The 22,836-nt window shown below is 26.7% G+C and carries 14 protein-coding genes; 13 read left to right on the top strand and 1 reads right to left on the bottom strand.

Going from position 1 to position 22,836, the window contains the following annotated elements; translation table 4 throughout:
• Nucleotides 1-90: 90 nt before the first annotated feature.
• The 8 genes from SMONO_RS02455 to SMONO_RS02420 all read left to right on the top strand — a co-directional run bounded on the left by SMONO_RS02455 (nucleotide 91) and on the right by SMONO_RS02420 (nucleotide 13,566).
• Entirely contained in the window at nucleotides 91-2,607 is a 2,517-nt protein-coding gene (locus tag SMONO_RS02455; RefSeq protein ID WP_101780776.1) for a PTS glucose transporter subunit IIABC, read from the top strand.
• Between the two features lie 95 nt (nucleotides 2,608-2,702).
• The gene (locus SMONO_RS02450; protein WP_101780775.1) at nucleotides 2,703-4,106 is read left to right on the top strand and encodes a glycoside hydrolase family 1 protein; all 1,404 of its coding nucleotides are present in this window, start codon (nucleotides 2,703-2,705) and stop codon (nucleotides 4,104-4,106) included.
• The gene (locus SMONO_RS02445) at nucleotides 4,106-5,557 is read left to right on the top strand and encodes a glycoside hydrolase family 1 protein (RefSeq protein ID WP_101780774.1); all 1,452 of its coding nucleotides are present in this window, start codon (nucleotides 4,106-4,108) and stop codon (nucleotides 5,555-5,557) included. Before SMONO_RS02450 ends, SMONO_RS02445 begins: the two co-directional genes overlap by 1 nt.
• 77 nt (nucleotides 5,558-5,634) lie before the next feature.
• On the top strand, nucleotides 5,635-6,402 hold the full coding sequence (locus SMONO_RS02440) for a MurR/RpiR family transcriptional regulator (RefSeq protein WP_101780773.1): 768 nt from the start codon (nucleotides 5,635-5,637) through the stop codon (nucleotides 6,400-6,402).
• Between the two features lie 74 nt (nucleotides 6,403-6,476).
• A complete protein-coding gene (locus SMONO_RS02435) occupies nucleotides 6,477-8,156 on the top strand; it encodes a PTS transporter subunit EIIC (RefSeq protein WP_101780772.1) in 1,680 nt (559 codons plus the stop codon).
• Nucleotide 8,157: 1 nt separating this feature from the next.
• Nucleotides 8,158-9,597: a glycoside hydrolase family 1 protein gene (locus SMONO_RS02430; RefSeq protein WP_101780771.1), complete on the top strand. Its 1,440-nt coding sequence runs from the start codon at nucleotides 8,158-8,160 to the stop codon at nucleotides 9,595-9,597.
• A gap of 139 nt (nucleotides 9,598-9,736) precedes the next feature.
• Nucleotides 9,737-12,628 (top strand): cation-translocating P-type ATPase, encoded by a 2,892-nt coding sequence (locus tag SMONO_RS02425; protein ID WP_101780770.1) that lies wholly within the window; start codon nucleotides 9,737-9,739, stop codon nucleotides 12,626-12,628.
• 83 nt (nucleotides 12,629-12,711) lie between these two features.
• Nucleotides 12,712-13,566: a DUF1295 domain-containing protein gene (locus SMONO_RS02420; RefSeq protein ID WP_101780769.1), complete on the top strand. Its 855-nt coding sequence runs from the start codon at nucleotides 12,712-12,714 to the stop codon at nucleotides 13,564-13,566.
• Between the two features lie 29 nt (nucleotides 13,567-13,595).
• Here the strand turns inward: SMONO_RS02420 and SMONO_RS02415 are convergent, their stop codons facing one another.
• Nucleotides 13,596-14,417, bottom strand: coding sequence for a DegV family protein (locus tag SMONO_RS02415; RefSeq protein WP_101780768.1), 822 nt, complete (start codon nucleotides 14,415-14,417; stop codon nucleotides 13,596-13,598).
• Between the two features lie 657 nt (nucleotides 14,418-15,074).
• On the opposite strand from SMONO_RS02415, the gene SMONO_RS02410 reads away from it, so the two are divergent.
• The 5 genes from SMONO_RS02410 to SMONO_RS02390 all read left to right on the top strand — a co-directional run bounded on the left by SMONO_RS02410 (nucleotide 15,075) and on the right by SMONO_RS02390 (nucleotide 22,761).
• Nucleotides 15,075-15,890, top strand: coding sequence for a hypothetical protein (locus SMONO_RS02410; protein WP_211277577.1), 816 nt, complete (start codon nucleotides 15,075-15,077; stop codon nucleotides 15,888-15,890).
• Nucleotides 15,890-17,026 carry an SGNH/GDSL hydrolase family protein gene (locus SMONO_RS02405; RefSeq protein ID WP_101780766.1) on the top strand — a complete coding sequence of 379 codons (1,137 nt, stop codon included), beginning with the start codon at nucleotides 15,890-15,892 and terminating at the stop codon, nucleotides 17,024-17,026. The genes SMONO_RS02410 and SMONO_RS02405 overlap by 1 nt, the downstream gene beginning before the upstream one ends.
• Before the next feature lie 27 nt (nucleotides 17,027-17,053).
• Nucleotides 17,054-19,141: a hypothetical protein gene (locus tag SMONO_RS02400; RefSeq protein WP_101780765.1), complete on the top strand. Its 2,088-nt coding sequence runs from the start codon at nucleotides 17,054-17,056 to the stop codon at nucleotides 19,139-19,141.
• Between the two features lie 555 nt (nucleotides 19,142-19,696).
• The gene (locus SMONO_RS02395) at nucleotides 19,697-21,799 is read left to right on the top strand and encodes a hypothetical protein (protein ID WP_101780764.1); all 2,103 of its coding nucleotides are present in this window, start codon (nucleotides 19,697-19,699) and stop codon (nucleotides 21,797-21,799) included.
• Nucleotides 21,800-21,981: 182 nt separating this feature from the next.
• Complete coding sequence (locus SMONO_RS02390; protein WP_101780763.1) at nucleotides 21,982-22,761, top strand: hypothetical protein; 780 nt, start codon at nucleotides 21,982-21,984, stop codon at nucleotides 22,759-22,761.
• The last annotated feature ends 75 nt before the right edge of the window (nucleotides 22,762-22,836 follow it).

Here is a 22,836-nt window from a genome sequence, read left to right as displayed (position 1 = left end):
TTTCTTTTTAGGAAAGTGTTTTCTTTTACTGGAAAATTTATTTTAATTATTTAAAAAATATGGAAAATATTACTATAAAGGAGATAGGTAATGGAAATAAAGATTTATGCACCAGTAGATTGTGAAGTTAAGAGTCTAGATAAGTGTTCTGATTCTGCTTTTGCACAAAAACTACTAGGTGATGGGATTTTGATAATACCAAACAAAAATGATTTTTCAATGCCGTTTGATAGAGCTAAGGTTATCATGGTTTTTGATACAAAGCACGCATACGGACTTGAAATTGATGATCTTGGTATATTAATTCACTGTGGCATTGAAACCGTTAATCTAAAGGGGGAACCTTTTAAGACAAGATTAAAGCCGAACACAAACCTATCAAAGGGAGATAAATTGTTTTCGGTTGATTTGGAAATGTTAAAAGATAAAAAAATTTCAAATGAAACACCTTTGGTTTTTGATAAAGATGTTTTAATAAAAAATTTTAAAGAAGGTGATTACAAACAAGGTGAACTTATTTGTACTGTTGAATACAAAAAGGAAGTTAAAAATATTGAGTCATTGGAAGACTTTTTTAATGTAAAAAATAAATATCAATCCATAGCATTTGATTTAAATAAATTTGTTGGAAGCAAAGCCAATTATCAACAAGTTTATAATTGTATGACACGACTTAGATTTACGGTAAAAGATAAGAGTTTAGTAAATGAGGATGCTATTAAAAAAATGCCAATTTGTAAACAGTTGCTTTGAAATGGTTCTGAATTACAAGTTGTAATTGGTCAAGATGTTTATAAAGTAAAAGATGAAATAATGTTACAAAATGAATTCTTAGAATCAAACTATCAAGTGCAAAAACAAACAAAAAGTGCTGCTGCAAGATTTATAGGAGTGCTTGGTGGAACCATGGTAAGAATGATTCCGATTATGACGGGAGCAGGTCTTATACAAGCGCTTATGGCTATACTTGTTTTATCAGGAGTTATGCCATCAATTGTAACTTCTAGAGAACCATTAGATCCAAGACAAGTTAGTTTATTTGATCCGGAGTTAGCAACGATATGAGTAGCTATATTTATAATGGGTAGATGCACAAGTTACTTTACTGGAGTTGCAATTGCATATGTTGCAGCCGATAGATTTAAATTGAATCCAATATATGGTATTGGAATTGGCTTGATATTATCGGCACCAATAATTTTTGCAGATGGTGGAGCTAGTGGAATAGGTCTAAGTTATACATGAATTCATATAGAAGATATACATACTTCTAATGAAGCCTTTAACAATATAACTAAAATATTTAGTCTTATTCCGTTAGGTACAAAGGTATTTGTGATTTTACCAATAATTTATATTTCTGCCAAAATTGACAAATGAGTTGTTAGATGAATGCCATCGGCATTGGAGTTAATGTTTAGACCGTTTATTTTATTCCTATTTTCAGGAATGTTTGGGTTCTTTATCCTTACCCCTGCATGAATGCTAATTGAAGTTTTATTTGGTGCACTTATGATTTATGTTGGAAATATTCCATTTGGAGTAGGTGTTGGAGCTTATGTTGCACTATGACAAATTTGTGTAATTTTCGGATTACATGGAACTTTAGGAATTGCAATCAGAATTGAAGGTATGGCAAATGGAGGATGAAGTTATCTTGGTATAGCTGGAAGTTTATCTGTTTGAGCTCAGTTAGGAGCGCTTGTGGGTGTTGCTATTATAACAAGAAATCAACTTCTAAAAAAACAAGCTTATGGAATGATTCCTATGGGTATTTTAGGTATAACAGAACCTATTCTTTATGGAATTAACCTTCCTAAAAAGCGACCTTTAATTTGTGGTGTTATTGCGGCATTTATTGGAGGGGCTTTATTGAATTGATTACACGTTTCAAATAGAGCTCAAACAGGAATTGGAATCTTTGAAGCTTTAGGATTCTTTGTAGATCCAATGCTTGGTGGTGTTGCAAGAATAGAACCGCTGCAAAATGGATTGCTTTATCTAATGGGTGTTGGAATAACAATTGGTATTGGAGTTGGTCTTACAATGTTGTTTTATAAAGAGAGAATAGAGGAAAAGACTTTAATAAACAGAACAACTATTAAATTAATTGACTTTTTATTTAAAAATAAAGAAATTGATTTAAATCTAAAGCCGGAAATAATTAAAGCAAGAACTGAATTAAAAAATTTATATACAAAAGAAGAAATAAAGTTTTTGAGAAATCAAGAGAAAAAATTCATTCAAAAATACATTAAGGTTTTAGCTGAAATCGAAACTAAAAAAGAGAGACGAGAAAGGCTAATTGAAAAAATGTTTAAAAAAGGTCAGGTATGAATCAAAAAAAATAATACTGAAAAAGCACTTTTTGCGAAAGAATATATAGATAATTTAGCTAAACAGGATTTTGCTGATTTAGAAAAACATAAGGATGAATTATATTCTTTAATTGACTTTGAAAAAATAGAAAGTATAAAAAAAGAAAAACTCGACAGAATTTATAAAATTTTGGATTATATAAATAAAAAGGCAAAATTTGAAATTGAAAATTATAAAGAAGAATATAAAAAAGATACTTCTTCATTACTTATCAACTATGGCATTTAACTAAAAAGATATTAATAAATATTAATAAATATTAATAAATAATGACTAAGCATTCAAAAATATTTTTGATTGCGTTATAAAAAAGGAGAAAATATATGAACAAATTTCCAAAAGATTTTTTATGAGGCGCTTCTACTAGTGCCTATCAAATTGAAGGTGGTATTAATCAAGGGGGAAAAGTACCATCAATTATGGATAGATTTGATGAAAGAGAGACTTATCCAAAAGGAATAACTGGTTTTAAAGTTGCATCTGATCATTATAATAATTGAAAAGAAGATGTTTCTATTATGGCTGAAATGGGTTTTAAATCTTATAGATTTTCAATTTCATGACCAAGAATTATTAAAAACGTAAAAGGAGATGTTAATCAAGAGGGTATCAAATTTTATAGCGACTTGATTGATGAGTTAATAAAATATAAAATTGAACCAGTGGTTACTATGTTTCACTTTGATACACCAAACTTTATAGATGAGGTTGGAGGGCTTGATAGTTCAGAATTTTCAAAATTATTTGAAATATATTCAAAAGTGTTATTTGAAAATTATGGTTCAAAAGTTAAATGATGACTTACAATAAATGAATTAAATATGTTTGCTTTAGTTGGTCAAACGATTGGTGTTATTTCTGAAAAATCAAAAGCAAGTAAATGACAAATTATGCACAATTTAAATGTTGCTCAAGCAAGAGCAATTATATTGTTTAGAAAAATGTTGCCTGATGGAAAGATAGGGCCTGCTCCAAATATTTCATCTGTATATCCAGCAAGTAGTAAACCAGAGGATTATGATGCGAAGATAAAATTTGATCAATTAAGAAATTGAGCATTTCTAGATATTGTTTGTAGAGGTGATTACAGTAATTACTTTAAGATTGCTTTAAAATCTATTGGAGAAGAAATAATGGTTACAGAAGAAGAAAAAGAAGTTCTTAAAAATTCAAAACCGGACTTTATAGCTTTCAATTACTATTCAACAATGACAGTGGAAACTGCAACCATGGAAGATTATAAAAAATCTTTAGATAAAAATAAGGATCAACAAAAAGGAATGGTAGTTCCTGGAGTTGGAAAATCTGTTTACAATCCTAATTTAGAAAAAACACAATTTGGTTGAGAAATTGATCCTATTGGATTTAAGAATACATTAAAAGAAGTTTATGATAGATATCAATTACCGATTATGATTACTGAAAATGGTATAGGAGCTAAAGACGTTTTAACTGAAGATGAAAAAATACATGATGATTATAGAATTGAATACTATAAAAGACACATTAAATTTATGTCAGAAGCTATTCAAGAAGGTGTTGAAATGATTGGTTATATGCCTTGAAGTGCAATTGACTTGGTATCAACTCATGAAGGAATTTCGAAAAGATATGGTTTTATTTATGTAAATAGAGATGAATTCGATGAAAAAGACATGAGAAGAATCAGAAAAGATAGTTTCTTTTGGTATAAAGAATTAATTGAAAAAAATGGAGAAAATATATAATGGCAAAAAAATTAGAATTTCCTAAAAATTTTCTTTGAGGAGGAGCAACTGCTGCAAATCAAATTGAAGGAGCATATGATGTTGATGGAAAAACATTATCATTATTAGAAATGATTCCCTATGTAGAATTAAAAGATAGGACAGATATTGAAGCTTCTAGAAAACTTACAAAACAAGATATTCTAGATTCTATTGATAATAAAAAAGGACTTCATTATCCAAAAAGATTTGGTAATGATTTTTATAATAGATATAAAGAAGATATTAGATTATTTAAAGAAGCTGGACTTAAAGTTTTTAGAATGTCAGTTGCTTGAACCAGAATTTTTCCGAATGGAAATGACGAAAAGCCCAATGCAACTGGTATGTCTTTTTATAAAAATGTTTTTGAAGAATGTAAAGCCCAAGGTTTAGAAGTTATGTTAACTATTAATCACTTTGATTTACCATTCTGAGTAATTCAAAAGGGTTTGACTTGAAGGGATAAAGAATTGTCTGATTGTTATTTAAGGTTTGCAAAACTTTTAATGGATGAATTTAATGGTTATGTTAAATATTGACTACCTTTTAATGAAATTAATTTAGGTGTTCTTATAACTAGACAATTTAGTGATAAAGAACAAGAAGGCGGTGTTATGCAGAAAATTCTTTCATCTTATGGAGATTTGCACAAACAATTTGTTGCACAAGCTAAAGTTGTTGAATATTCAAAAAAATACCCTCACATAAAAGTGGGTTGTATGGTTGCTGACACTACTTCATATCCAATTGATTGTAATCCTATAAATGTTTTAGAAAATCAAAGAATGGAACACATGAAAAAATTCTTCTATTACGATGTTATGGTAAAGGGTGAATACCCAGGTTATGCATTAAGAATGTTTAAAGAATACGGAGTTGAAATTAACAAAGAAGCTGGTGATGATGAATTATTAAAAAAATTTCCAGTTGAATTTATTTCTTTTAGTTATTATATGTCTGGAACTGTTTCTAAAGAAACTGGACAAATGACAGAAGGTAATATTTTGAAGGTTGGAAAAAACCCATTCTTAAAAGCAACTGAGTGAGGTTGACAAATTGATCCAATGGGATTAAGATACTGCTTAAATCAGTTATGAGATATGTATCGTGTACCATTATTTATTTCAGAAAACGGTATTGGTGTTTCTGAAGTTTTAAATGATAACAACACAGTTGAAGATGATTATAGAATTGAATATTTAGGTCAACACTTTGAACAAATGAGTGAAGCTATTAAGGATGGTGTTAACTTATTTGGTTATACAATGTGAACTCCGATCGATGTTGTTTCTGCAGGATCAAATGAAATGTCAAAACGTTATGGAATGATTTTCGTGGATTATGACGATTATCATAGGGGTACTGGAGATAGGTTTTTAAAGAAATCTTATAAATGATTTCAAAACTTTATGAAAACAAAAGAAATATAATAAATGAAAGTATTTTACATTTGTGAAATACTTTTTTAATTTATAGTAGATAATTTAATTAAAGGGATTAAAAAGGAATGAAAACAATTTATATAAGAATAGATAATTTAGGTAAAGAAAATAGAAATACAGTATTTAAAATTATAGCAAGACAAATATTGGAAGATTTTTCAAAAGGTATTTTTCTAACGCAAAATGAACTTGCACATAAATGTCATTGTTCAAAAAGTACTATTACAGCTTTTTCTAAAGCCGCTTTAGTGAGTGGTTTTAGAGAGTTGCAGATGAGACTAAGGATTGAATATGAAAATAATTTTAAAATTAATAACACTATTGATTTGTTAAATAAGAATAACGAGCAAAATTTCTTTGAAATTAATGATAATTTAAAAAATTGAGTGAATTCCAATGATAAACAAATTGAATTTTTTATCAAAAAAATAATTAGCAAAAAAGTAAATGTATTTTCTTGTTACCAAACTGTTTATTCCACAATTTTTTTAGAGGATGTTTTGAATAAAAACAATATAGATAATAAAGTTATTAATCTTGAAAAAGATGTGGAAATAATAAGAAAACTAAATTATAAAGATAGTTATAATGTTTTTATTTTTTCTGGACGTGATAACTCATTTCTTACTAAATTATTTGAGTATATATATAATGATAATAAAGATATTATAGTTTTTGTTTCTTTAAATTGAAAAGATTATTTTAAAGATAAAGATATAACTGTTATATATTTTGATAATGAAAAATTTGAAAGAAATTTTATAGATAGAAATTTTAAATTAATCTATATGTGAAAATACATAGATTATATACTCACAAGTAAAATGAACTAGTTCATTTTTTTCAAACTAGTTCATTTTTCTTTATATTTTGTATTGTATTTGTAAAATATAAGTGGGGGGATGTAATGGAATTTAAAAAAGAAGATATTGAAAATCTAACCAATCTTGTTGGGGGTGTAGAAAATATAGAAAAAATATACAACTGCATGACAAGATTAAGATTTATAGTTAAAAATAAAGAATTATTTAAAAGTGATGAAATTAAAAAAATTTCTTTTGTTCAAGGCGTAGTTTTGTCGTCAGGTGAATATCAAGTTATTATTGGTCCAAGTGTTGCAAAACTATTTAAAGTATTTGTAATTCAAAATAATATTGAAATAGCAAAAGATTTAAAAGATAAAGAAGTGATTGCAGATTTAAGTACTAAAAAACAAAGAAGATCATTCTTAACGTTTGTTTCACAAATATTTTCTCCTTTACTAATTGTTTTGGTAACAATTGGTTTTTGAGAAATGTTAAGAATGCCCGTCTTTTTAGCTTCAAATTCTATAAAAGAAGCTGAATGACTTCAACAATGAGATGATTTTAATAAGACAATTTCAAGAGGATTAACTTATTTTGTTGTAATTGGTGTATCTTGATCTACATTTAAATGTATGAATGCAAATCCGATATACGGAATAGTTGTTGGTGCTGCATTGTGTAATCCGTTCTTAACTTCATTAAGTGATATACAACTTGAACCAGGACAAACCATTATAAATGCGATGCCTGGTTGAAAAATATTTGGAGATTTTTATTTTCCTTGAAAGATTTCTTTTGAAGGAATGGTTATACCAATGGTTTTGGTTGCATACATTGGATCTTTAATACAACAAGGACTACAAAAAGCCAAATTTGGAAACTTTAGAATGTTGATAGAACCAACAATTGTAATTGTTTCAACAATACTTATAGGAATAATATTTATTGCTCCAATAGGATTATTGTTTACAAGTTATTTATCAATAGCTTTTAACTATTTGATGACTCATCAAATAACTAAATATATTTTTACACCAATAATAGGAGCTCTTTATTCTCCGATGGTAATATTTGGCATACACAGAACTATAACACCAATTTTAATGCAAGACATTGTAAAAAATGACGGAAGTTTAATCTTGGGATTATTAATTTTCTCAAATGTCTCAACAGCCGTTGCAACATTTGCATTTGGATTAAAAAATAAAAATTGTAAAAAAGTAAGACAAGTTGCTTATAGTAATGCAGTTTCTGGGTTTGTAGCCGGTGTTACTGAACCTTGTATTTATTCTGTTGGTGTTAAATATGTTTATCCAATGGTGGGTGCTGTGATAGGAACCTACTTTGGTTGTTTGCTATACACTGCATCGGGTGTTTGAACTACAGCAGCACCTTTTGGAATACTTGGGATAATTGGTTTTGTTCAAAAGGCACCTGAGGGTATTAATATAAATACATGAGCTGGTGGAAACTTTTTGTGAGGTTTCTTGAGTATGATTTTAACTATTAGTATTAGTTTTACATCGACTTTATTGTTATCAAAAATTAAATTCTTTGAAAATAGAACTAAAAAAATATTAAAGAATGAATATGATTTTGATTGAAAAGAAGTTGGGGAGAAAGTTTTAAAATTAAAATTAGAACTTAAAGAAAATATTAATCAATTAATAGATAAAACAAATAGAAAAACTATTAAAAATTCAAAAAAACAAAATTATGTAAAAATATCTGAATTAAATAGCGAAACTAAAAATAAAATAAAAATATTAAAAGGAGCATAAAATGAAAAAACTTAGCAATGAATTATTATTGGGTTGTTCTATTTCTGCAAATCAAGCAGAAGGATCATTTGATGTAGATGGAAAGGGATTATCTATTGCAGAATTAAGAAGATATAATCCAAACTTAGATCGTAAAGACATCAACACAGAAAGAAAAATGACAAAAGAAAAGTTAGAAGAGGCATTGAAAGATGATGGAACATATGTTTACCCTAAAAAGTTTGGAGTTGATTTTTTTAATAGATATAAAGAAGATGTAAAATTAATTGCGGATATGAAAAATAATTGTTTTAGAACTTCAATTGCTTGAACAAGAATCTTTCCTAATGGAGATGAAGCAGAACCTAATGAAAAAGGTTTAAAGTTCTATGATAATTTAATTGATGAATTGATTAAATATAAAATTGAACCTATAATTACAATCTCACATTATGAAATGCCATACAACTTAGTAGAAAAATATGGTGGATGAAAAAATCCTATGTTAATAGATTTGTATTTAAAATTTGCAAAAACAGTTTTGGAAAGATATAAAGACAAAGTAAAATATTGAGTTCCTTTCAATGAAATTAATGCTGCAAACTATAGTGTGTGAGCGGGAGCGGGACTTAGAGATGATGAACATCCTCAAATTTTGGGATTATCAATGATAGCTCTTCATAATATTTTTTTAGCCAACGCAAAAGTGATTAAAATAGGAAGAGGGATTAATTCTAATTTTTTATTTGGTTCAATGGTAGCTACTATGTTGAGTTATTATGAAAATGCAGATCCTAGTCTAGTTTTAAAAGCGGAAAAAGATCAACAACTTAAAATTTATTCTTTTTTTGATGTATTACATAGGGGAGAATATCCAAAATATACTTTAAACCTTTTCAAAAAATTTAACTTAGATTTAAAAATCTCTGATGAAGATAAAAAAATTATGAAAGAAAACACTTGTGACTTTGTTGGTTTTAGTTATTATATGAGTGGAGTTGTAACTGAAAATGAAGGCGGTCTTACTGAAGGTAACCTTGCAAAAACAGGTAAAAATAAATATCTAAAAGAAAATGAGTGAGGTTGACAAATTGATCCAGTTGGATTGAGAATACTTATGAACAGACTTTATGACAGATATCAAAAACCATTATTTATTTTAGAAAATGGTGTTGGATTCGATGAAAAACCATCTGATGAACAAATTAAAGATGATTATAGAATTGAATATATCAAAGATCACTTACAACAAATGCAATGTGCTATTGAAGATGGTGTTGAATGTATTGGCTATACTGCGTGAAGTTTAATGGATATTATATCTCACGGTACAAGTGAAATGACAAAAAGATATGGTTTTATCTATGTAGATCAAGATAACTACGGTAATGGCACAAAAGACAGAACAATTAAAAAATCTTATGAATGATTTAAAAAAGTGTGTGAAACAAGAGAGGTTTAAAAAAACACCTAACAGGTGTTTTTTTAAACCTATACCTTAATTAAATAGGTGATTAAAAAAAATTATGTTTTAAAACTATTAAACAAAAAAAATATATTTTTGTTATAATTTTATTAATAAAAAAGAAGTGGAAGTATATATGGACGAAAATCTGTTAAGTTCTGAACCAGAACTCGAAAAACAATTAGAGACTAATATCAAACAAGGATTAACTACTGAACAAGTAGAATTAAAAAAAACACAATATGGATTAAATGAACTACCTCAAGGAAAAATGACGCCTTGATATTTAATCTTTCTAAAAACATTAATAGAGCCAATTTTACTTGTATTAATGGGTGCAGCAGTTATTTCAATAGTTGCTCCAATAATATCAAATGGTGGACATGTTGAAGCATCAGAATTTATAGATGCAGCAGTTATTTTATCTATTGTTTTAATTGATGCTGTTTTAGAAACGGTTCAAACAATTAAGGCAAGAAAATCTATGGATGCTTTAAAATCTCTTTCAAAACCAAAAGCTGTTGTTATTAGAAATGATATGCAACAAGAAATAGATGCAAGTGAATTGGTTCCAGGAGATATTGTTGTTCTTGAAGCTGGAAAATACATTCCAGCTGAGCTTAGAATTGTTGAATCAAATGATTTAACAATAGATGAAGCTAACTTGACTGGTGAATCATTGCCTGTTGAAAAAACTCATTTACCAATGAAAGAAACAACTACGATTTTAGCTGAAATGAAAAATATTGCTTTTATGTCTACTTTCATTACATCAGGAAGAGCAATTGGGGTTGTTATTAAAACTGGTGAAAATACTGAAATCGGTAAAATTGCAAAATCAATTAATGAGAACGAAGAAGAGTCAACGCCATTAGAAAGAAAACTAAACTCATTTACTTACTGGGTGAGTGGTTTGAGTTTTGTTCTTGCAATTTTAATTTTTACAACATTATTCTTTAGTGGATCAAAAGATGCATGAGCAAATTACTTAATGGTTGCAATTACCTTAGCTATTGGTGTTATTCCTGAATGTTTAGCAGCTGTTGTTTCAATTACTTTAAGTATAAGTACTAAAAAGATGGTTAAACAAAATGTTATTATTAAAAAATTACAAGCAGTTGAAACTTTAGGTAATGTTAACTTTATTTGTACTGACAAAACTGGAACTTTAACACAAAATAAAATGACAGTTAAGAAAATGATTATGGACAATAAAATTCTAGAATCAAAAGAATACGCAAAAGAAAAAAATGACAATCATATGGATTTATTCTTAAAGGCATTAGTTTTATGTAACGATTCAGTTACAGAGGGTAATGAAAGAATTGGAGATCCAACAGAACTTGCTCTTGTAGATTATGCTGAAATAATTGGATATGATGAACAAGATTCAAGAGATGTTTGAACAAGAATTGATGAAATGCCTTTTGACAGTGAAAGAAAAATGATGACAACTGTTAATAATGTAAATGGAGTCAATACTGCATTTACAAAAGGAGCCATTGATCAACTATTACAAAGATGTAGCAAAATAATGATTGATAATGTCTTGAGAGACATTACAGACGAAGACAAGAAAGTATTGCTTGAAATGTCTAATAACCTTTCAAAAGATGCTTTAAGGGTCCTTGCATTTGCTTATCACTTAAATTATGACAAACTCGAAGATAAAGATGATTTAGAACATGACTTAGTCTTTTTGGGAGCAGTTGGTATGATTGACCCTGTTAGAGAAACTGCAGTTAATGCAGTTCAATTAGCTCATGATGCAGGAATTGAAGTTGTTATGATTACAGGAGATCATGCCGTAACTGCTCTTGCAATTGCAAAAGAATTAGATTTAGCTCATTCTGAATATGAAGTAATGAGCAGTGATACACTAAATCAATTAGATGATAAACAACTGTTAAGAGTTATAGAGCAAATCAAAGTATTTGCCAGAGTAAATCCAGAACATAAAGTTAGAATTGTTGATGCTTTAAAACAAAAAGGGAATATTACATCAATGACAGGTGATGGTGTAAATGATGCTCCAAGTTTAAGTAAAGCTGATATCGGGGTTGCTATGGGTATTACTGGAACTGATGTCGCAAAACAAGCTAGTGATATTATTTTGACAGATGATAACTTTGAAACTATCATTAAAGGTGTGAATGAAGGTAGAAATGTTTATCAAAAAATTAAAAGAGCTATTGCTTTTGTAATTGGTGTTAACTTAGCGAATGTACTTTCAATATTTATACTTTCTGTAATAAATTCGGTTTCTCCATTGGAAGCCACAAATATATTATGAATGAACCTAATTGTTGAATCTATTATAGCTCTTGCAATGGGTATGGGCGCTAATGACCCAAGTTTAATGAAAATAAAACCTATAAAAGGTAAAAATTCATTATTTAAAGGTCTAGGCTTTACCTTATTTAAAATAATATTATTCACAACAATTGCTTCAATTGGAGCTTACTACTTTGGAATGATGTTTATGACTCAAGAAGAGTTAAGAGTAATACTTAGAAATCAAGAATACAATGGTACATGACATCAAGCTTTAAGAGATTCATCTATTCATGTTGAAGATAAAATTGAAATTGGAGATTATGGAAGAACTACAATGTTTGTTGCTATTACTTGTGCTCCTTGTTTCTATGCAAACACAATAAAACTTTCAAATTGAAAAGCTGATAAAAAGTTAGACTTAATTGTTAATAAACCATTATGACTTGCAAGCATGTTGGCAATATGTTTAAACTTAATAGCAATATTCATTCCAGGATTTAATGATAAAATTTTAAACTTAACTGAAGTAACTAAATATAATTCAACAAATTGATATTTAATTCCTGGTGCATTTGCTATTGCGCTGTTTCCTGTAATATTTATGCTAATCTTAGATGGAGTTGTTTATGCAACTTATCACTACAAACCCGATCCTTGAAGAAGAAATAGAATTCTTGCTCAAGAATTAGTTGAATTAGATATTATAAAAGAAAAACAAAAAAGAAAATCAAAGAAAAAAGTAAATCAATAAGATTTACTTTTTTTATTAGATTTCATTTTGATGGTTAATTTAAATAAAAAAATATATAATACTTTTATGAAAAGGAGAATATTATGAACATTGATTATATTTTTATAGCGTACTTATTTGCATTGTGTATTGTATTAAATTTATTTTTCTTTGTTATAGCATTCATATTTAAATCAGATGTTTTTACTGACATAACCTATGCTTTAACATTTCTTTTATCAACAACAATTATATTAGCTTGAAAGCAACAGTTTTCAATTATACAAATATTAATTTATTCACTTGTATTTCTTTGATCTATAAGATTGGGTGGATATTTATTTAAAAGAATTATAAAAATAAAACATGACAAAAGATTTGACAATATTAGAAACTCATTTATTAAATTTTTAGGTTTTTGATTACTTCAAGGAACATCGGTTTTCTTAATTGTTATGCCTGCAAGTTTTGCATTGACAATTCCAAAAGAGTATTTTGATGATACAAATTATATTAGTTATGCATTTATTTTAATTGCTTTGCTTGGACTTATTTTCGAAACAATAGGAGATGAGCAAAAAAATAAATTTTACAATACTAAAGAAAAGAAAAAAGAATTTATTGATACTGGTTTATGAAAAATATCACGTCATCCGAATTATTTTGGTGAAATGGTTTTTTGATTATTCCTAACCTCAGCTTTTTTGACAAACTTTATTATGAAAAATAATAGTGATAGTAAAATTTATTTACAACTACTATGATTTTTATCTCCAGTTTACATAATTTGTTTATTATTATTTTTATCAGGAGTACCAATCCTTGAAAGAAATGCTTATAAAAAATTTAAAGATAACGATGATTATCAAAACTATGTTAAAAAAACAAGTATTGTTTTTCCTTTTATTGGTAAAAAGGGATATACTAACAAAGTTAAAAAAATGCAAAAAAAAAGATAAATAAAAAATTGAAGTTAAACTTCAATTTTTTATTTTCATGCACAAAAAGCAAATGTTTCTTCTCCTGTGTTAATCATTATTGTTCTAGTTAGGTTTGATCATAAATTAATTTTTAAACCACTTTCAGAAATTAAAGATTTAACTTTATCAATTGTATTTTGATCAAATAAACCGCAAGCAACATCAATTGTTTTTAGATTAGGAACTTTCGATTTAAGTTCTGTTAATATATACTTTATACCTATAAAGAAACTTCTTTGTTTGCTATCTAAAACTATTTTTTCATCAGCTACTTTTAAAACAACGGCCACTTTTAAGGTAGAAGCTATAAAACCTTTAAACTTGCTAATTCGTCCACTTGCCACCATTGTTGTTCATTTTTTTGGAATTATAAAACATTCATAATTTTTTTTATCTTCTTCAATGAATTTTTTTATTTCTAAACAAGTCTTTCCTTGGTCGATTAAAGTAATTATGTCTTTAATTTGTTTTTCTAAAATTATACTTACTCCATCACTATCAATAACAAATATTTTGTTTTTAAATTTTTCTTCTCTTTGCATCAACAAATAACTATTGTATTGACCAGAAAGAACTTTGGCTATTCCACAAATTATAACTTGATCATAAGCTTTCAAGATATTTTCAATAGTTTCTTCTAATTGCCCAAATGCTGTTTGACTTGTCTTGATGTTTTTATTTATTATTTTTAAAAACTCCTCATCACTTAAAGATTTATCATCTTTTATTGATTTTTCTGCTGATATATTAATTGATAGAGGAACGATAAAAACGTTGCTAATATTTGACTCTAACTTGTATGATGAGTCTGTTAAAACTGCAATTTTCATATTTCTTTTTCTTTTCTATTAAAATTAATTGTTAATTACAAGATAATATTATCATTTTTAATTGGTGTTAAATAGAAATCTATTTAGCAAAAAATATTTTTTTAATAGTTGCATAATTGTAAAAACATTTTTTTATTTAAAATAATTTTTATATTATAAAGCACAAAGCTTATTTAACACCATAAATAAATAACTTTTATCTTAAACTAAATCCAAATTATTGAATTTATACATTTTTTTTTTTTTTTTGAATTTTGATTAATTTTTTGAACTTAAAATTAGTTAATAAAAATGGAGTATAAAAATATTTTTAAAAATATTTTTATACTCGTTATAAATTAAAAGAAAAAAGTCAAGTCTTTCAAGATCTTCAATTTAATTGATAAAAATATTTAAAGGAATATATTCTTAATAAGCTTAACCTTCTGAAGAAAAGGTTGGGTGAAATTAATTATGTATTTAATTAAACTTAATCAAGTCACTAATTTTTCATGATGTGACTTCATAAACTGTAATAAAGTAGTAAAGGAAAAAAAGATGAAGGAAAAATTTAAGAATTTTTTAGAAAGAAAATTAAAATTGAAAATTATTATTTCTTCTTGTATAGCTTCGTTTTTATTTTTGTTAAGTTTTTTAATGGTGATTCCTGGAATAGGAATGGAATCCCAAAAATTTATAAAAAGTATAGAAAGACAAATAAAAATAATAATGCCTAAAGGTATGTATGTTATTGATGGTCAAGATTCTGCTGTTTATGAAAATGCTATGAATTCAGCGGTTAAAAGCGCTTATGTAAGTGATGCAATTTCAACACTTAATACATATGAAGACAAAAATATAGTAGTAAAAAGAGAAGAATATACAAATTTTTCAGTAGAGTGATTTGAAAATAGATGAGCAGATGATATTAAAAATAAAAGAGATGTTGATCTATATGATTTAGGAATTGATTTAATCAAATTTGATAAAGCAGTTGCAACAAAATTTCTAAGTTATTCATATGTTCATTCTGGATTAGAATGAATGTTTAGGAGTGGCGGATTGGCAGAGGCATTTTCTAAATCATTTTACAAACAAGTTTGAAGAGATCAAACAATAATTAAACAAGATGTTTATGACTCATTTATGCAATATGAAGGTCCTGGATTATCTGGGTTAAAAGTAAAGGAATCTCTAGGGACAATGATAATAAACAATAAAGTTTGATTTTTAAATAGACAAATTGAAAATATAAAATTTGGCTTTAATATTATGGGTCACAGTATATTTAAAAATAAAAATTTAAATGAAACTAATATGAATAAAATAAAAGTAACATATGATGAATTGTCATCCCCATTTTTAACTGATACATTAAATGTTTATAGGACAGGAGTAATTATGCTATTTACATTTTTAGTTATAATTCTTCCTATTTACTCGACGCTATTAACTTTTTGAATTATTAATTATAAAAAAGGTGGATATAAATAATGAAAAATATTTTAGCAATAGTTGCGTCTTTAAGTTTTATAACAACTTCATCACTTGCTGTTTTGTCGTGTACTCCAAATCCTGATGAAATTAATTTTAACTTTGATAAAAACATTGGAAAAAATTTTGATACAAGAAATGCAAAAGATACAAGTGACGATAAAAGTAAACATATGGGTTTTTCAAATTTTTTTACTCTTGGTGATTCACTAAGTGATCAAGGTGGACTTGTAATGATAGCAAAAGATGAATTAAAAGTTGATGTTAAATTATCTGGAATGTATAATGGTGGATTTAGCAATGGACCAACAACTGTAACATTAATTAATAGAAAATTAAATTTTACAGATAAAGAATTTAGTTCATCAAATTTAGTTCATGCAGAGGATATAGATAGGGAAAATAAAAAAGTTTGAGGTAAAAATTATTCAATTGGAGGAGCTACAGCCTATGATCAAGGCGGGCTTGGTGCATTGTTGATGGGTAATACAGGTATCTATAAGCAATCTCAGGCCCTTGTGCAACAACAAATAATTCATGAAAATGATTTATTTGTTGTTGAAATTGGGGGTAATGATATGTTTGCTATCATTGATAATGTTAAAGATGTTAACAAAAGATTTGACATAATGCAAGATGCATTAAAAAATATTAAAAACTCATTGTATACACTATTAAACAATGGAGCTAAAAAAATAGTATTTTTAACACCTCCCGATATGACTTTGATACCAAAATACAAAAATAAGTCAAAATCAGACAAGGACATAATCAAAATGCTAGGTAATGATTTTGATTGTGAAATAACTAAAATCATAAACAAGGCAAATAAAGTTTATGGTGATTCAATATTACATTTCGATCTATACGGTAGATTTAAAGAAATTTTAAATGAATTTAAAAAAGAAAATTCAAACAATAATGTAATAGATGAACTTTGTGATTCATCTATGCCAGATTTATCATCTGGTATTGATCCAAAAAATTTGGAAGTCAAAGCAATTATAAAAAAGGGTAATGAAGGAAAAGAAGATAATTACTTTTTTCTAGATTTTGTTCACCCAACCAAAGTTGGACATGAATTAGCGATGAAATTCATCTTTAAAGATATTGAAGATAAATGAATAAATAAGTAATTAAATTACTAAAAGGATGATGAAAAAATGAAAAAATTATTAAGTTTATTGGGGGCAGTAACAATTTCTGCTTCTACTTTGGGTAGTGTTGCAGCTTGTGGCAATAAACCTACAAACGACCCAACACAACCATCAAAAGAAATTGATTTTGAGTCTGTGGAAAGACAAGACACTATTTCTAAGTTGATGTCTCAGTATGCAAAAACTCTTTATATAAATCAAACAGAATTATCAGATAAAGAAACACACTTCAGTTCTAAGTATATGATGGAAAATAAAGTAAATGGAGAATACTTAAAAAATTTAGGACTAACTGATTTTGATATTTCTGAAGAAGTCGAAGATAATTATAAATTTCGAGATGTTGCTAAAAAATATTTTGATGTAAATCAAATACTTTCAAGTGATTTAAAAATATCTGATGAAATTTATCAAGATTCTGTACTTGATCCGTCCGTAAAAGAAGAGGGTATAGTGGAAACTATTAAAACGACTCTACCAACTATTCTTGGAATGTTTTCAGACCCAAGTTCATTACAAGGATTATTGGGCATTGTTGCTAGCAACCCTGGAATGATTGAACAAATTATTTCTCCAGAAATAATACAAACTTTAGGTAAAGTATTAACAACAGAAAAATTACAATTACTTGAGAATGCTTTTTCTTCTGATGTTTATAAAGAGATGGATTATCAAACTGCTTTAGATTCAAGTGTGATCGGTCTTTCAAATGCATTGGATAAATTTGTTAATAGAACTGATTCTAAATGATGATTAGACTCAGATAGTAAGTCAATGATTGATGAAAATTATGATGAAGCAACAAAAAGTTTGGCAGATAACATTAAAAAATTAATGGATAAAGAAGCTGAATTAAAACTAGATTTAATTGAAGATATTGATGCTATTGCTGAAGTTATAAGGTTTGCAAGAACATTATTAGCTTACTTAGATCAATTTAGTTATGAAGAAATGACTTCTGAACTACTTACTTTAGCTAAAATTGAAGAAAAAAGAACTTTAAATTTTAGTTCTAACTCAATCGATGTTAAAGAAACATTTAGAAAACTAGAATTCATGGTAAATAATGATACAACAGGTGTGGTTCTTAAAAATTTTGTTGGAGCATTATTTTCAACAAATTCAACAAATTTCGTTAAAGATATCGACTTTAATGAAAATGTTAACGGTGGACTTGTTGATGTAGTTCAAAAAATAGCGAGAAAAGCAATGGGAGCAGACTATATAGATGCTTCAATTTTAGGAAAATTATACTTTAATACAGTAATAAGAAGTTTCTTAAATTCTGGTCTTGGCAATGAAAATGGTGGCAAAATGATTGGTTTAGTAAATAGTTTACTATTCGGATTTACATCAATGCTGCCAGATACAATAAAACCATTTATAGATGCAATCAAAAATAATAAAGATACAGAAAAATTTAAAAATGATTGAATGGGTTATTTATGAAATAATAGTAATGAAAAACTTGGTTTTTCATTACGTAACTTATTAACAAAACCAATCAAGGATATTAGTTTAGAATCATCTAAATTTTCTTTCAAAAAGTATAACGATGGTAATCGATTTAACCAACCAAAATCTAGAGGGGCAGAATTCTTAACCAAAAAAACAATTAAAGAAATTGTGGATGAGTTTTCATCATCTTTTTCAACAATAAGTAGTTCAAAAGTAAATTTTGATGAAATAGCTGAATTAATTGCAAGATTAAAAAGGGATGACACTCTACAAAAAGCTTTAAATAATCCATCAGAAATGTTATTTATTTTCGGATACAACGAAGATGGATCACTAAAAGATGGTTCGGTTTTAGAACAATTCTTTAAATTTTTAAATGAAACTAAAGAATTAAATGAAAAGACTGGTGAATTATTATCTATATGAATAGACGAAGAAAATAAAAGAATTAGTGATTTGGAAATTGAAGCTGAGGAATTGTTTAAATCTATTAAAGTTTCAATTAAAAGAAATTCAATAAATGACTTTGAATATAATATAACTGACGGGAATATAAAAAAAATATTTAATATAAAATTAAAATATAATAAAAATAAAACTAAGTTATTAGTTTCAGAAATTAGCTTGGTTAAATAATAATATAATTAAAAATGCAATATATAAAAAACTTTCTTTGTAAGATATCATAAAGAAAGTTTTTACATTTTTATTTTAATTTTTTTAAAAATTATTTTTTAAAAAAATTAATCAATAAATAAAAAAACTTTGCTTTATAATATAAAAATTATTTTTTTATTTAAAATGATTTTTATATTATAAAGCACAAAGTTTATTTAATGCCATAAATAAAGGGCTTCTATTTTTTTAAAAGCTCCCTAATTATTGAATAAATACTTTTTTTTTTTTTTTTTAAATTTTCAGTAGTTTTTATAACTCTAAAATAGTCAATAAATATTAGGTATAAAAATATTTTTAAAAATATTTTTATACTCGTTATAAATTAAAAGTAAAAAGTCAAGTCTTTCAAGATCTTCAATTTAATTGATAAAAATATTTAAAGGAATATATTCTTAATAAGCTTAACTATCTAAAAAGATGAGTTAGGTTAATTTATTATTCGTATTAACTAAATTTATATTTTAAATTTAAACGAATAATTATGTAATTCAATTAAAAAAGGATGGTATTAAAATGAAAAAATTATTAAGTTTATTAGGAGCAGTTACAATGTCGGTTTCTACTGTTGGTAGTGTTGCTGCTTGTGGCGGTAAAAAAAATACAGATAAAGATACGCAAGAGCCTTCAAAGGAAAATAACTTTGAATCTGCCGAAAGACAAGACACTATTTCTAAGTTAATGTCTCAATTTGCAAAAACACTTTATATTAATCAGAATACACTTTCAGACAAAGAAACTCACTTTAGTTCTAAATTTATGTTTGAAAGCCAAGTTAAGAATAAGACTCTAAAAGATTTAGGTCTAAATGATTTTCACTCCTCAGAAGGTGCTTTTGAAAAGGACAAGTACAGTGATATTGCTAAAAAATATTTCAATGTGAGTGGAATATTATCAGGAGATGTTAAGTTATCTGATAATGTTTATCAAGATTATGTAATAGATCCTAGCGCTCCAAACGAAGGTATTGTAAAAACACTTAAAGAAACTGTGCCAACAATTCTTGAAATGTTATCTGATCCAAGTTCTCTACAAGGATTGTTGGGTCTTGTTGTAAGTAACCCAGAAATGATTGAACAAATTATTTCTCCAGAAATACTAGAAACATTAGGTAAAGTTTTATCTGAAGATAAATTACAATTACTTGAAAATGCTTTCAGCACTGATGTTTATAAAGATATGGATTACCAAACAGCTTTAAAATCAAGTATGATTGGTCTTTCAAATGCTGTGGATAAAATGATTAATAACAGAAGTTCTGATTGATGATTAGAATCAGAAAATAAAGGACAGATTGAAGATAACTATGATGAAGCAACTACAACTTTAGCAGACAATATTAAAAAATTAATGGATAAAGAAGCTGAATTAAATGTAAATTTAGAAGAAAATATAGATTCAATTGCTGAAGTTATTAGATTTGTAAGAACGTTGTTAGCTTATATTGATCAATTTAGCTATGATGATATGACATCAGGTTTACTTACTTTAGCTAAAATTGAAGAAAAGAGAACTGCAAATTTTAGTTCTAACTCAATTGATGTTAAAGAAACATTTAGAAAACTAGAATTCATGGTAAATAATGATACAACAGGTGTTTCATTTAAAAACTTTGTTGGTATATTATTAGCTACAAATTCAACAAATTTTGTAAGAAGACAAGATTTCACAGAAAAAGTAAATGACGGATTAATGGATGTAGTTCAAAAATTACTTAGAAAACAAATGGGACAAGACTATATTGATGCAACATTTGTATTAGGTAAAATATATGTTAATTCACTAGTAAGAAGTTATGTGAATTCTGGTCTTGGCAATGAAAATGGTGGCAAAATGATTGGTTTAGTAAATAGTTTACTATTCGGATTTACATCAATGCTGCCAGATACAATAAAACCATTTATAGATGCAATCAAAAATAATAAAGATACAGAAAAATTCAAAAATGATTGAATGGGTTATTTATGAAACAACAATAATGATAAACTTGGTTTCTCAATAATGAATATATTAAAAACTCCTATGAATAAAATCAGTTCAAAAGAATCAAATTTCACAATAAAATCAAGTGATGGAGAAAGTAGATTCAATCAACCAAAACCAAGAGGAGATGAATACATTACCAACAAAAGCGTACAAGAATTAATAAATGACTTCTCTAATTCTTTTACTAAAACTAATAAGTCAAAAATTGAATTTAATGAAATTGGTGAATTAATTAAACGATTAAGAAAAGATGATACAGTAAAAAGAGCATTAGAAAACCCTTCTAAAATGTTTGAAGTTTTAGGTTATAACGAAGATGGGTCATTGAAAGAAGGGTCTGTTTTAGAACAATTCTTTAAATTCTTAGAACAATCAAAAGAAATAGTTGAACAAAGTAATTCTGTTTTCAAACAATGAGCAGATAAAGATAATGAAGAAATTAATGCTTTAACTCAAGAAGCAAATAATTTATTTAAAAACATAAGTGTTTCTACAAAGAAAAATTCAATAAATGATTTTGAATACACTGTAAGTGATGGAAATACTGTACATATTTTTAATATAAAATTAAAATACAACATAAATAAAACTAAGTTAATGATTTCTGAAATTGATTTAGTAAAGAAACAATAAACTTGAAATAATATATTAATTATTATAAATCCTCTTATGAGATAACTCAGTGTAAGGGGGTTTATTTTTTATTTTTTCAAAAAATATTTTACACATTTTTAAACTTATAATTAAATATATAAATATATTTATCAATTAAGGTTGGTAGGGTGGGTAGTTGAAAGAAAGGAAAACTTAATACTATGCTAAAATTATTAAGTTTAATTGGATCGTTATCTTTGACTTCATCAGCAATTTTGCCATTAAGTCAAACTATAATAAATGTAAACAACAGAGTTAATCAAGAGTATGATATAAGTGCTTTAAATGCAACTAAAATAGAGCGTACTTATAACTATTATCAAGATGTTTTATATAATTTTTATATTTCAGCAAGAGGAAATGCTGCAAGCATGATTAAGAAAGCATCTGGTATTGATGTAGGTATTGATGATGTTGAAGTTTTATCAGCTTTTAACATAAATGAAAATAGGGAATTAAATGATGATGATGTAATGGGGCAATATGGCGCTGGAAAAACATATGTTAATGTTAGAATAGCTCCAACTGAATCAGGTATTGAAAAAGGTATCTATGGAGAAATGTACTATATTTACACAATTACACATCAATCATTAGATTTAGCAATTTTTGAAAATAGATTTACAAATGAATTAGTTTATCTAGTTTGAACAGTTGAAGAAATTATTTGACAATTATGATGAAGTATTTGAAAAGGAATTGGTGATTATAAAGAGTATCCAACATTTGTTCACCCAGAAACTTTAGGAGCACCAAAATTACCAACAAAAATTTCTGATGGAACACCTTTTACACAAAGAGATTTAATTTTTATGGAGCCTGGTACAAGAATTGCATTATCAACAGTTTTTTATGCAACAGAAGAGGGTAAAAGTAGAGGTGTAACTGGATCTTTCCAAGTTAACTTTGTTTATGTAAAAACATATATTTGTTGTGATTAATTTTTAAATAAATTAATTTAATATTTTTTTAAAAAAGAAAAGTTTATAAATACTTTTCTTTTTTTCTTAAATAAA

Origin of the sequence: Spiroplasma monobiae MQ-1 (assembly GCF_002865545.1) — a bacterium.
GTDB lineage: Bacteria > Bacillota_I > Bacilli_A > Mycoplasmatales > Mycoplasmataceae > Spiroplasma_A > Spiroplasma_A monobiae.
The sequence above is the reverse complement of the archived record's forward strand: the minus strand, read 5'-3'. Positions and strand labels throughout refer to the sequence as shown.